Source organism: Clostridioides sp. GD02367, from assembly GCF_045900275.1.
Lineage (GTDB): Bacteria > Bacillota > Clostridia > Peptostreptococcales > Peptostreptococcaceae > Clostridioides > Clostridioides difficile_A.
This window is the reverse complement of sequence record NZ_JBJODK010000007.1, coordinates 121,510-135,582: the sequence shown is the minus strand read 5'-3', so window position 1 is coordinate 135,582 and position 14,073 is coordinate 121,510. Positions and strand designations below refer to the sequence as shown.

12 protein-coding genes are annotated in these 14,073 nt (G+C 27.4%); 11 read left to right on the top strand and 1 reads right to left on the bottom strand.

The features are described from left to right. Positions 1-233 precede the first annotated feature (233 nt). The 10 genes from Q3223_RS11585 to Q3223_RS11540 all read left to right on the top strand — a co-directional run bounded on the left by Q3223_RS11585 (position 234) and on the right by Q3223_RS11540 (position 11,677). The gene (locus Q3223_RS11585) at positions 234-1,058 is read left to right on the top strand and encodes a hypothetical protein (RefSeq protein WP_054268746.1); all 825 of its coding nucleotides are present in this window, start codon (positions 234-236) and stop codon (positions 1,056-1,058) included. 127 nt (positions 1,059-1,185) lie between these two features. Continuing rightward, a complete protein-coding gene (gluD, locus tag Q3223_RS11580; RefSeq protein ID WP_054268747.1) occupies positions 1,186-2,451 on the top strand; it encodes an NAD-specific glutamate dehydrogenase in 1,266 nt (421 codons plus the stop codon). 548 nt (positions 2,452-2,999) lie between these two features. Then, complete coding sequence (locus Q3223_RS11575) at positions 3,000-4,142, top strand: M56 family metallopeptidase (protein WP_223153374.1); 1,143 nt, start codon at positions 3,000-3,002, stop codon at positions 4,140-4,142. Positions 4,143-4,357: 215 nt separating this feature from the next. Continuing rightward, positions 4,358-5,491: a M56 family metallopeptidase gene (locus Q3223_RS11570; RefSeq protein WP_407812024.1), complete on the top strand. Its 1,134-nt coding sequence runs from the start codon at positions 4,358-4,360 to the stop codon at positions 5,489-5,491. Positions 5,492-6,011: 520 nt separating this feature from the next. Next, positions 6,012-7,034, top strand: a complete 1,023-nt coding sequence (locus tag Q3223_RS11565) for an NlpC/P60 family protein (protein WP_054268749.1) — start codon at positions 6,012-6,014, stop codon at positions 7,032-7,034. Positions 7,035-7,324: 290 nt separating this feature from the next. Further along, positions 7,325-8,245: an aspartate carbamoyltransferase gene (gene pyrB / locus Q3223_RS11560; protein WP_407812023.1), complete on the top strand. Its 921-nt coding sequence runs from the start codon at positions 7,325-7,327 to the stop codon at positions 8,243-8,245. A 38-nt stretch (positions 8,246-8,283) separates the two neighbouring features. After that, a complete protein-coding gene (locus Q3223_RS11555; protein ID WP_074178105.1) occupies positions 8,284-8,976 on the top strand; it encodes a dihydroorotate dehydrogenase electron transfer subunit in 693 nt (230 codons plus the stop codon). Then, positions 8,969-9,871: a dihydroorotate dehydrogenase gene (locus tag Q3223_RS11550; protein ID WP_054268752.1), complete on the top strand. Its 903-nt coding sequence runs from the start codon at positions 8,969-8,971 to the stop codon at positions 9,869-9,871. The genes Q3223_RS11555 and Q3223_RS11550 overlap by 8 nt, the downstream gene beginning before the upstream one ends. Before the next feature lie 84 nt (positions 9,872-9,955). Then, positions 9,956-10,540 (top strand): orotate phosphoribosyltransferase, encoded by a 585-nt coding sequence (pyrE, locus tag Q3223_RS11545; protein WP_054268753.1) that lies wholly within the window; start codon positions 9,956-9,958, stop codon positions 10,538-10,540. Positions 10,541-10,750: 210 nt separating this feature from the next. Further along, positions 10,751-11,677, top strand: coding sequence for a ketopantoate reductase family protein (locus Q3223_RS11540; protein WP_074178104.1), 927 nt, complete (start codon positions 10,751-10,753; stop codon positions 11,675-11,677). A gap of 51 nt (positions 11,678-11,728) precedes the next feature. On the opposite strand, the gene Q3223_RS11535 is transcribed toward Q3223_RS11540, so the two are convergent. Then, positions 11,729-12,619, bottom strand: a complete 891-nt coding sequence (locus Q3223_RS11535) for a LysR family transcriptional regulator (RefSeq protein ID WP_054268755.1) — start codon at positions 12,617-12,619, stop codon at positions 11,729-11,731. A 187-nt stretch (positions 12,620-12,806) separates the two neighbouring features. Between Q3223_RS11535 and Q3223_RS11530 the strand changes: the two genes are divergently transcribed. Next, the gene (locus Q3223_RS11530) at positions 12,807-13,838 is read left to right on the top strand and encodes a YeiH family protein (RefSeq protein ID WP_054268756.1); all 1,032 of its coding nucleotides are present in this window, start codon (positions 12,807-12,809) and stop codon (positions 13,836-13,838) included. Positions 13,839-14,073 lie beyond the last annotated feature (235 nt).

Genomic DNA, 14,073 nt, shown 5'->3' with positions numbered 1-14,073 from the left:
TTTAAAATATATTATATTCCTTTTTTTAAAAAAGTAAAATTTTTTCAATAAATTTTTTGTTTGAAGGAAATCTGTCTTTTGTAAGAGAATTTCATATTGTGGTATATTTTTTGCTTATAAAATTTCGTATTGGATATAATATTCAACTGTTAATGATATAATAATTTTAATCAATAAAGTGTAATAAAATTTTGAGTAAATAGCTTAAAGCTATTTTATGAAGGAGATGTAAAATGGAAGTATATGCCTTGGTTGGGTCAAGTGGTACAGGAAAGAGTTTTAAGGCTTTAGAGTTTGCATATGAAAATGATATAGATTATATAATTGATGATGGAATTTTAATATATAAAAACAAGGTTTTAGCTGGAATATCAGCAAAACAAGCAAATACTACTATAGAAGCAGTTAAAAGAGCTATTTTTTATAATTTGGAACATAGAAAAGAAGTTAGAGATACAATTAAAAATGAAAATATAAGCAAGATTCTTATTATTGGTACATCAAAAAAAATGGTTAATCAGATTGTAGATAGATTGTCAATTGAAGGAATCGATAAGTTTATAAATATTCAAGATATAAGCACTAAATATGAAATAGAAATAGCAAAACAATCTAGAAAAGAAGGAAATCATGTAATTCCTGTTCCAGCAGTTGAAATAAAAAGTATGGCAAGTGGTCTTAGTATAAATCCATTAAAGAGGCTTTTTAGAAAAGGAAATAATAGAAGTATGGTAGTTTTAGAAAAAACAATAATAAGACCAACCTTTAGCTATATTGGAAAATTTTATATCAATGAAGATGTAATTAAACAGATTATTGAATATGAAGTATACAACTTTGAAAGCATTGATAGAATAAATAAAATCAATATAGAGAATTGCAATAATTTTATGAATATTTTTGTAAGTATAAATATCAATGATTTAGAATTTATAAAAAAAATTGAAGGTATGCAACAGATAATAAAAAAGTCTATTGAGAAAATGACTTTAGTTAATGTACAAAAAATAGATATTAACATTCATAAAATTAAAAAAATAAACTTCCTCCCATGTTAAAAAATAAACTGAAAAAATGATATACTAATTTGCAATAAAGTGTGCTATAATTAAACTGTAAATTTAGGAAATGGTTTTTCTAAATGGAGTATACATAATTATAACGTATTTATAAGGGGGCTTTCAAATGTCAGGAAAAGATGTAAATGTCTTCGAGATGGCGCAATCTCAAGTAAAAAATGCATGTGATAAATTAGGTATGGAACCAGCAGTTTATGAATTATTAAAAGAACCTATGAGAGTTATAGAAGTTTCAATTCCAGTTAAAATGGATGATGGATCTATAAAAACTTTTAAAGGATTTAGATCACAACATAATGATGCAGTAGGGCCAACAAAAGGTGGAATAAGATTCCATCAAAATGTTTCAAGAGACGAAGTAAAAGCTTTATCTATATGGATGACTTTCAAGTGTTCTGTAACAGGTATACCATATGGTGGAGGTAAAGGTGGAATAATAGTAGATCCATCAACTTTATCTCAAGGTGAATTAGAAAGATTAAGTAGAGGATACATAGATGGAATATATAAATTAATAGGTGAGAAAGTTGACGTTCCTGCACCAGACGTAAACACTAATGGACAAATAATGTCTTGGATGGTTGATGAGTACAATAAATTAACTGGACAAAGTGCTATAGGTGTTTTAACTGGTAAGCCAGTTGAATTTGGTGGTTCTTTAGGAAGAACAGCTGCTACTGGATTTGGTGTTGCTGTTACTGCAAGAGAAGCTGCTGCTAAATTAGGAATAGATATGAAAAAAGCTAAATTAGCTATCCAAGGTATAGGAAACGTTGGTTCTTACACAGTTCTTAACTGTGAAAAACTTGGTGGAACTGTTGTAGCTATGGCTGAATGGTGTAAATCAGAAGGTTCTTATGCTATATACAATGAAAATGGATTAGATGGTCAAGCAATGTTAGATCATATAAAAGAGCATGGTAACTTATTAAACTTCCCAGGAGCTAAGAGAATATCTTTAGAAGAGTTCTGGGCTTCAGATGTTGATATAGTAATACCAGCTGCATTAGAAAACTCTATAACTAAAGAAGTTGCTGAATCTATAAAAGCTAAATTAGTTTGTGAAGCTGCTAATGGTCCAACTACTCCAGAAGCTGATGAAGTATTTGCTGAAAGAGGAATAGTTCTTACTCCAGACATATTAACTAATGCTGGTGGAGTTACAGTTTCTTACTTCGAGTGGGTACAAAACTTATACGGATACTACTGGTCAGAAGAAGAAGTAGAGCAAAAAGAAGAAGTAGCTATGGTTAAAGCATTTGAATCTATTTGGAAAATCAAAGAAGAGTACAATGTTACAATGAGAGAAGCTGCTTACATGCATTCAATTAAGAAAGTTGCTGAAGCTATGAAGTTAAGAGGATGGTACTAAGATTTACTCTTAATAAATAATAGGATATAATTATTTAAGATATAAAGGGGCTGTACATAGTACAGCCCTTAAATTATGTGGCTCAGATAATGTGGGCCATTTTTTATTTTAATTTATAAATAACTTTATAAATTGTGCAATATAAAAATTAAAGTGTCATAAGTAAGATGGGTGAGAATTTATGGTTGATTTAATTTTAAATGGACTTTTTAGAACTCTTATAGTAAATAGCTTATGTATTTTTTAATATTAGCTTTTAAGAAAAGTATTTTTGTTCTATTATAACTTCGATTTTATATATTTATAACTGTCAAATTTATAGATGGTTAAATTAATTAATTATGTTTAATGCACAGTAATCATTACTAAGCTATAATTAAATATAAGGATGTCTCAATAAATTATACTTTAAAATAACTATAAGATAATAAAACATAGTTATTTATTAAAGAAAATATATATTTTAATTAATAAATATGATATGAAAGTATTAAGAGATAACTAAAATTAACTATAAAACACTATTAAATAAGATAGGGGAAAAATATATGTCTAACTTTATTCTAAATGGGATTTTTAGAACTGTTATAGTGAGTAGTTTAAGTATCCTTCTGATATTAATATTCAAGAAAAATGTATTTAAAAGATTTAGTAAAAAATTTAACTATTATATATGGATGATAGTTGTTATTAAATTATTTTTACCATTTACATATTATACTTTTACAATAAATATCTTGAGAAGTAAAAAAAATATTAATATCAACAACATAAATTTAGAGGGATTTAATAATATCTCAACTATAATTAGTAGTATTTTACTATACTTTTGGATTGTATCTGTAATGATATATTTAATTTATACTACATTCAAATATATAAAACTTAAAAACTTAATAGGCGATTTATCTTATGAAGTTGATGACGAAGAGATAGTAAATCTTTATAAAAGTGTATTAAACGAATTTGATATAGAAAAAGATATAAAGCTCAAGTACTCATATGAAGTTGAAACACCAGCATTTTTTAATTCATGTGTGCTTTTACCACCACATGATTATAAGCTAAAAGAACTAGATTGGATTTTTAGGCATGAACTTATGCATTTTAAGAGTAGAGACCTTTATTTAAAATATGTAATTTTATTTTTAAAAATAGTATATTGGTTTAATCCATTTGTATATATAATGGATAAACATATAGATTTAGATTGTGAACTTTATTGTGATGAAAGAGTTTTAAAAAATAGAAACTCAGAGGAAAAAAAAGACTATGCTTTGACGATTATAAATGCAATGAGAAAAGGATCAAATACTTCAAATAAATTTATAGCTGGTCTACATAAGCAATCTGATATTAAAAAGAGAGTAAAGAACATGTTTAATGAAAAATATAAGAATGGTGTATTGATGGCATTAACTCTGTGTTTATTATCTTCTATTACTTTTTTGAAAGTTAATGCAACTAGTGTTATTAATTTTAATGTATTACCTAAAGACTTGGAAGACGCACACATTATTGGTAGTACAACTGTTACGACGATAGAATTTACATATGCAGATGCTCCTAAAAGTGTAAGAGAAAGATATAAAAAAAGTTGTGAAGAACTAGGAGTGATTCCTAAGGACTCTGACTCAATAGGTGTTTTCGTAAATTATTATGACAGTTTATCAAAAAAATTAAGAAAATAATATTTTAATAGATTGTAATTTATAATAATTATAAAGTTTTAAACAGTCATTTATTAGGAAAAAATATATTTTTATAAATGTATATACTTAATATAATAAAAATAGAAAGTATATATTTAGAAAGAACTTAAGCAAAAGAAATAAATTGTTGATTATAAGAGTTGAAAAATTTAAAACAATCATATTCAGATGTAAGATAAGATGGGGGATAATGCATGTCAAATTTCATTTTAAATGGGATTTTTAGAACTGTTATAGTAAGTAGTTTAAGCATACTTTTGATATTGATTTTTAAGAAAAATTTATTTAAAAGATTTAGCAAAAAATTTAATTACTATATATGGATGATAGTTGTTATTAAATTATTTTTACCATTTACATATTATACTTTTACAATAAACATATTGAGGAGCAAAAAGGATATTAATATTAATAATCTAAATTTAGAGGGATTTAATAGTGTATCAAATATGATTAGTGGTATTTTGCTGTACACTTGGACTGTATCTGTAGTGATATATTTAATTTATACTATATTTAAATATACAAAACTTAAAAATTTAATAAATGATTTATCTTATGAAGTTAAAGATGAAGAGATAATAAATCTTTATAAAAATATATTAAAAGAATTTGATATAGAAAAAGATATAAAACTCAAATATTCATATGAAGTTGAAACACCAGCATTTTTTAATTCATGTGTGCTTTTACCACCACATGATTATAAGTTAGAAGAACTAGACTGGATTTTTAGGCATGAACTTATGCATTTTAAGAGTAGAGATCTTTATTTAAAATATATAATTTTGTTTTTAAAAATAGTATATTGGTTTAATCCATTTGTATATATAATGGATAAACATATAGATTTAGATTGTGAACTTTATTGTGATGAAAGAGTTTTAAAAAATCGTAGCTCAGAGGAAAAGAAGGATTATGCATTAACAATTTTAAATGCAATGAGAAAGGGTTCAAATACTTCAAATAAATTTATAGCTGGTCTACATAAGCAATCTGACATTAAAAAAAGAGTGAAGAATATGTTTAATGAGAAGTATAAGAATGGTATATTAATGGCATTAACTCTGTGTTTATTATCTTCTATTACTTTTCTAAAAGTTAATTCAACTAGTATTATTAATTTTAATGTATTACCTAAGGATATGGAAGATGCACAAGTTATTAAGAGTAGACTTTTTACAACTATAGAGTTTACATATGAAGATGCTCCTAGAAGTGTAAGAGAAAGACATAAAAGAAATTGTGAAGAACTGGGGGTGATTCCAAAAGACTCTGACCCAATAGGTGTTGGTGTAAGATATTATGACAGTCTATCAAAAGATTAGGAAAATAAGTCAGATTTTAATCTTTAAAATTTTGATGTTGTGAAAGAGGTTCTTGTAAAATTTTATGACAGATTCTCACAGAATTAATTTAAGATAGCTATTATATAAAAGTTACTACTGTAGAAGTAGATTTTTATTTACATAAAGTTAAAAAAATCACAAAATGACCAACTTTGTAGTTATTCCCTCAAAAAATATATGCCACATAGAAACGCATAAAAAAACACATAAAACAATATTTATGCGTACTTTAGCCTCTAAGGGTACAAAATTCTTTACTTTTACAGACTCGTATTATATAATTAAGTAAATAATGTATATTTAGGTGACATATTGGATAAACTAATTGATTTATTTTATTAATATAATGATACTATAAAAGTTATATAAAGTGGTTTACAAAAAAGTTACAGATAGAGCTTTTATTAATGTATTGTGTATTAATATTTTATCCTTAGGTACACTTCACCTACAAAATAGAATCATAAGATAATTATGGGAAAATTTTAGGAGGTTTATCGTGAAGAAAAAGATATTAATACCAGTATTTGCATCAGTTATGGCATTATCAGTAAGTTCAATTGTAAATGCGGATGAAGTAAATGATTCATCTCAAAATAAGGATGATAAAACAAATACTGAATTAAATTTAGGCGAATATAAAGAAGTAAAATATAAAGTTGCAAAGATAAAAGATGGAGTAGCTATAAAGATAAGAGAAGAAGGTCAAGTTCAGAACATAGCTTATTCTGGAGATGAATTTACTGTTCTAGGAATTCAAGGGGAATGGGTTAAGGTTAAAGTTGAAGATGGAGAAGGTTGGTTAGCTACTAGATATGTAGATATATCTGAAGGTGTAGGATATACTAACGCTGATAAAGTAAATTTAAGAAAAGATAAGAGCGAAAGTTCAGAAGTAATCGAAGAGCTAGAAAAAGGAAGCTCTTTATTGGTGTTGGAAGAAAGTGGAGAATGGTTGAAAGTTAAAGATGGAGGAACTGAAGGGTATGTAAAAGCATCTTATATATCAGATAAAGCTCCAGTAATAGAAGAACCAGAAGTAAATCCAAGTGTTAATCAAAATGGAAATTCTACAAATAACAATCAACAAAATAATGCAAATGACACTCAACAAAACAATAATTCAAATGTGCCAACAGCTAACTCTAATGCAGTTCAAGCTGTACTTAACTTGGCTTATTCTAAGCAAGGTTGCCCATATGTTTGGGGAGCAGAAGGACCAAACACTTTTGACTGTTCTGGATTTACACAATATGTATATAGAAATGCAGTAGGAAAGAAAATACCAAGAACATCTAAAGCACAATCTAATTATGGACAAACTGTAAGTAAAGCAAATTTACAGCCAGGAGACTTAGTATTCTTCACAACTAATGGTTCTGGTTCTGTTAGCCATGTTGGTATATATGTAGGTGGAGGTAATATGATACATTCTCCATCAACAGGAAAAACAGTTCGTGTGACTAGTATAAATTCAGCATACTATACAGCAAGATTTGTTACAGCAAAAAGAATATTATAATCAACTTGTAATATGACAAATTGATAAATACATAAATATAAACGCTCTATACTATATTTAATTTAATCAGGTAACAAAAAATGATTATATTTTAAATGTAATATAGAGCGTTTTTGTATTGGTTTACATTTGACCAATATTAAGACTGATATTACTATTAAATAGTAGTCTTTCCATATAATGATTATTTGTGCAATCCCTTGACAGGATAAGGCAAAGGTGGTAAGCTACTAACAGTACAAAAATACTTTTAATTTTAGTTCAGAGAGGCTAAAAAAGGAGGACGAAAGATGTTAAAATCAAGAAATTTAATCCAACCAGAAGACTTTTCAATAGAAGAAATAGATGAAATATTAGAATTAGCTCAAAAAATAATTGACAATCCGTCAAAATATTCTCGTATATGTGAAGGCAAACTATTAGCTACATTATTTTATGAACCATCAACAAGAACAAGATTAAGCTTTGAATCTGCAATGAACAGACTTGGAGGTCGTGTTGTAGGTTTTTCAGAGCCTAGTTCATCATCTGCATCAAAAGGTGAAACTTTAGGTGATACGATGAGAATAGTATCTGGTTATGTTGATATAATAGCTATGAGACATCCTCAATCAGGTGCAGCTTCAGAGGCTACTAGATTTACAGAAGTGCCATTTATAAATGCAGGAGATGGCGGGAATCAACATCCAACCCAAACACTTACAGATTTACTTACTATAAAATCATTAAAAGGAACTTTAGAAAACCATACAATAGGATTATGTGGTGATTTAAAATATGGAAGAACTGTGCATTCTTTGGTTAAGGCTATGGCCAGATATAAAAATACAAAGTTTGTATTTATAGCGCCTGAAGAATTGAAAATGCCAGACTATATAAAAGAAGCTATAAAAGGACATGCATATTATGAGACTAATAATCTAGATGATGTTATAGGAAGTTTGGATGTTTTATATATGACTAGAGTTCAACAAGAAAGATTTGAAGATAAATCAGAATATGAAAGACTTAAAAACTATTATATTTTAAATAAATCTAAATTAGAAAAAGCATCTAAAGACATGTTAGTAATGCATCCATTACCAAGGGTAAATGAAATAGATATAGATGTAGATGATGATGATAGAGCTGTATATTTTAAACAAGCTAAATATGGAATGTATGTTAGAATGGCTTTAATAATAAAGCTTTTAGGTATAAATGAAGATTAATAACTCTCATATAATAGTAAAATAAAGGAGATTTTGGGATGTATAAAATTCTGGAGAATATATACATAGGCGAAGATATGTATAGAATGAAAGTAAAAGGTAATTTTGAAGGTAAGATGGGACAGTTTTATATGCTAAGAGCATGGGATACTTATCCAGTACTTTCAAGACCTATAAGTATACATGATATAGATGAAGAAGGAATAACTTTTCTTTATAAAGTAGTAGGAGAAGGAACTCAAATTTTAAGTAACCTAAAAGTAAATGATACTATAAAGTTAGAAGGACCTTATGGTAATGGATATACTAAGGTTGATGGAAAAGTAGCTTTAGTAGGAGGCGGAATCGGTGTGGCCCCACTATACTTAGTTGCTAAAAATATAAAAAACTGTGACGCATATCTTGGATTTAGAGAAGATGTTATATTAGAAGATGAGTATAAGCAAGTGTGTAACGAAGTCCATACAACAGTAGGTAATACTTTTGTAACAGATATAATTGATGTGGAGAAATATGATTACATATTAACATGTGGTCCAACTCCAATGATGGAAAAATTAGTTAAGATGGTAGAAGGTACTAAAACAAGAATTATGGTATCTCTTGAAAACCATATGGCATGTGGAATCGGTGCTTGTTTAGTATGTACATGCAAAACTAATGAAGGAAATAAAAAGACTTGTAAAGATGGTCCAGTGTTCTGGGGAGAGGACGTGATTTTTAATGGCTAATTTAAGTGTAAAATTTGGAAATATAGAATTTAAAAATCCAGTAATAATGGCGTCTGGAACTTTTGGATTTGGAAGAGAATATAATGACATTTATGATATACAAAAACTTGGTGGTATAAGCAGTAAAGGACTAACTTTAAATAAAAAGCCTGGAAACAATGGTATGAGAGTTCATGAAACACCATCTGGCATGATGAATAGTGTTGGACTTGAAAATCCTGGAGTTCAAGGATTTATAGATAATGAATTACCTTTCTTTAGTGAATTAGACTTAGTTAGAATAGCTAATGTTGGAGGTGGAACATTAGAAGACTATTTATTAGGTGTTCAAATGTTAAATGACAAACCTATAGATATTATTGAATTGAATATATCTTGCCCAAATGTTAAAGCTGGGGGGATGGCTTTTGGTATAAAAAATGAAGTAGCAAGAGAAGTTGTTCGTGAGGTAAGAAACATAACGAAACTACCTTTAGTAATAAAACTATCACCCAATGCAGAAGATATTGTAGGAATGGCAAAAGTTTGTGAAGAAGAGGGCGCTGATGGAGTATCTCTAGTGAATACTTTTAAGGCGATGGCAATTGATATAAAAAATAGAAGACCAGTATTTGAGAATGTCTATGCAGGATTATCTGGACCAGCTATAAAACCTATAGCTCTAAGAATGGTACATGAAGTGTGTAAAAATGTAAATATACCTGTAATGGGAATGGGCGGAATAACTAAGGCTACAGATGCTATAGAATTTATAATGGCAGGAGCTACTTGTATTCAAGTTGGAACTGCAAACTTTATGAATCCTAAAATCGGTCTTGAAATAATAGATGGAATTAATGACTTTATGGAAAAAGAAGGAATAAAGAATTTGAAAGAAATTAAAGGAATTATATAATGTAGTATAAATAGTACTTAAAAAATAAAAGATATAGACTAAATAAACAATAATTTTATAACATTAATATGGAGGAAAAATAATATGAGTAAAGTAGATGTAGTAGATATATTAAAGAAGAGTGATGCATTATTAGAAGGACATTTTTTATTATCTTCAGGAAAGCACAGTAATAGATATGTACAATGTGCAAAGGTATTAAGATTTCCAGAGTATGCTGCTGAAGTACTAAGTACAGTTGTTGAACAAATAAAAGACTTAGATATAGACTTAGTAGTAGGGCCAGCAATGGGAGGAGTAATAGTTTCTTATGAGTTAGGAAGACAGTTAGGAAAGGAAGCTGTATTTACTGAGAGAAAAGACAATACAATGGAGTTAAGAAGAGGATTTGAAGTTAAAAAAGGTGCAAAGATAATAATTGCTGAAGATGTTGTAACTACTGGTAAATCAACTATAGAAACAAAAAGAGTATTGGAAGCATTAGGTGGAGAAGTTATAGGTGTTGCATGTATAGCAGATAGAACTAATCATGATATAGGTATGCCTATATATAGTGCTATAAAGCTTGATATACAAGTTTATGAATCTGATGAATGTCCTTTATGCAAAGAAGGAAAATTACCAGTTGTTAAACCTGGAAGTAGAGAATTTAAAGAATTAGGGATGTAATAACTCAATTAAGTTTAGTGGTATTTAAAGAATGTAAATTTTTTAGAGTAAAACTAATATTATATAATATAAATCAAAGATAAAAACAGTTAGCCTTGCAAATAAGGCTAACTGTTTTTTTGTTAAAAATATATTTACAAAAAAAGAGATAATAGCAGTACAATATAAGTATAATATAAAAAAATTATTATATATTGAGGAGGGGTAAGTATGAAAAATCAATTGAATGAAACTCAGAAAAAGGTTGTATTTTTTGGAGTAGGGGCTGTAGGAGCTACTTTCGCAGAACAATTTTTAAATTCTAAATATGATTTTAAAATTCTTTGTGATGAGAAAAGAAAGAAAAGATATTTAGAAGATGGATTCATAATAAATGAGAAAAGGTATGATTTTGATTATGTAACTAGGGATGAGTATAAACAAGAGGCTGATTTTATAATTATAGGCTTGAAATATAATAATTTAAGGGAAAATATAAGAGAATTAGACGGATTAGTTGGAAAAAATACAGTAATAATGTCTTTATTAAATGGAGTTGATAGTGAAGATATAATAGGAGAAAGATTTGGAATTGAAAAAATGGTATATTCATATGTCACTAATATAGATGCTAAGAAAATTAATAATAATATTATACATACTACTAATGGAATAATTGTATTTGGGAACAAAGATAATAGTGAAGATAGAAAAACTAATATAATAACAGAAGTCTTTAATAGTGTAAATATAGAATATGTTTTATCAAAAGATATTCAAAGAGATATGTGGTGGAAATACATGGTTAACATTGGTGTAAATCAAACCTCAGCTATACTTGGCGCATCTTATGGGGTATTCCAAAGCTCTGAGCATCTAAGAGAATTGGCAAAATCTGCAATGAGAGAAGTAGTTGCTATAGCTCAGGCAAAAGGTATAGGTCTTACAGAAGATGATGTGGAAAATTCGTTACATAGAATACTGGAACATTCAAAAGAAGGAAGAACATCAATGCTTCAAGATGTAGAAGCTCATAGACTTACAGAAGTAGATATGTTTTCTAAGAATATTTGTGAACTTGGAAAGAAATACAACATATCTACACCTATAAATCAGACTTTTTTTAATATGATAAAAGTAATTGAAAGTAGATTTTAAATAGTCTTTATAAATAAATTTGGTAATTGTTGATTTTAAATCTAGATAATATTATAAACTATTTAAATTACTAAATATTTTTAATTCATCAATAAAAATATTTGCTGCTTTTGATAAAGTTATATCCTTTGGATATATATATGAGAAGTGTCTGTTGTAGTTGCTTCCAAGCTCTATGACAGACAGTTCATTATTTAAAACTGGTAAGCTTGTCACTAGATTAGATACTATTGTAATTCCTAAATTATTTCTAACAGATTCTTTGACAGCATAGTTACTTCCAAAGACCATCATACTTTTTGGAATAATCTCTTTAACACTTAAAAACATATCTAAATAATCTCTAGTGCCAGAGCCATCTTCTCTAACTATCCACTTCTGGTCTTGTAGCTTTTCAAAGCTGAAGTCTTTTAACAAAGGGCTATTATATGGAAGTGCTAAAACCATCTTATCTTCAAAAAAATATTCTTGAATAAATGAAGGTGAAGAGCAAGTGCCTTCAATAAGTCCAATATCTAAAACATAATCTTTAACATGAGAAGACACAATTGATGTATTTTCTATGAAAATTTCTACATCTATGTCAGGATATTTTTGTGAAAATAATGCTAAGAAATTAGGCAGAATATACTCACCAATAGTTAAACTTGCACCAATCTTTAAGCGACCAGTTATAGCATCTGAAACCTGACTTACATCATGATAGGTAATGTTTAAAAGATTTAATATTTCCTTAGCTCTTTTATACAATATTTGTCCACTTTCTGTTATAAAAATAGTCTTTTGTTTAATAGACCTGTTTATAAGTATGACTTTAAAATAATTTTCTAGATTTTTAATGTGTTTACTTACACTTGGCTGAGATAAATTTAAGTATTCACCAGCTTTAGTAAAATTTTTATATTCAACAACAGCCACAAATGTTTTTAATTCTTCAAACAATTTTAGACCTCCCTTACTTAATGAAAGTTTACATTTTTTATATGTTTTCTACAAATAATTATACTAGATGTAATAACCATCAAAAATATTAATCATTACGATATTATATATTTATTTTACTTATGGTTATTACAATTATATACTATTATTGTAAAGAAAACTATATTAATTATAAGGTAGGTATATTATGTTAAAGAATAAAAGCTGTCTAACATTAAAAAATATAAAAGAAATATTACCTGGGCTATTTGTATCAGTATTAGTAGGTTATATTAGTATATTTATTTCTACTCTAATTCCTAAAGTAGGAGCCGCATCAATTTCTATATTTTTGGGTATGTTTGTAGGAAATTTATTCTTAAATCAAAAGGTGTTTCAAAAAGGTTATAAATTTTCAGAGACAGATTTGCTATCATATTCAATAGTACTATTAGGAGCGACACTCAGTGTATCTACTCTAATAGACTTAAAAGTTTCAGGAATCTTATTTATAATGTTACAAATGACAATAACAATAGTAGCAGCACTTTATATAGGTAAAAAATTAGGTTTTGAAGAAAACTTTAGATTTCTAATGGCAAGTGGAAACGCAGTATGTGGTTCTTCTGCTATAGGAGCAACAGTTCCAGTAGTTAATGCTACAGACAAAGAGAAGGGAATTGCAATAACTATTGTAAATGTTACTGGTATATTTCTTATGTTTTTACTTCCAATAATATCTCAATTTTTATATAGCCATGAGCTAGTAAAAACATCAGCAATGATAGGAGGAACTTTGCAGTCAATTGGTCAAGTTGTAGCAAGTGGGGCGATAGTTGGAGAAAATGTAAAAGATTTGGCAACTATTTTTAAAATAGTAAGAGTAATATTTTTGGTTGTTGTAGTATTAGTATTTGGGCATATGAAAAATCAGTCTAATAGTGAAATATTTGAAGAAGAAAAGGATGAGATAAAAAAGAAAAAAGTAAATATACCATGGTATGTAATTGGATTTTTTATAACTTGTGCACTTTTCTCAATGAATATTATACCAAAAGATATATCTGTATTATGCAAAGAAATAAGTAACAAATTTGAAATAATAGCTTTAGCAGCAATTGGTTTAAAGGTTAATGTAAAAGACTTAGTGAAACAAGGTAAAGAAGTTTCTTTATATGGTTTATTTGTAGGTATAGTGCAAGTTGTATCAGCTATAGTTTTAATAAAAATATTTATATAATATAAAAAACATTTTTAATATTAGCTTGATTAATTAAAATAATATGATACTAATAATTTATAATATAAATAAAAAATGAATTTCGATAAGTTTAGATGGGTATAAACTTATAGAAATTCATTTTTTATTTTAAGTGAAAATTTAAAGTAAAATATTATTTTACATAATAATAACATTATAAATTTTGAAATTGCTTATCTTTGTGTTAAAATAAGTAAAATACACATATTAAAGT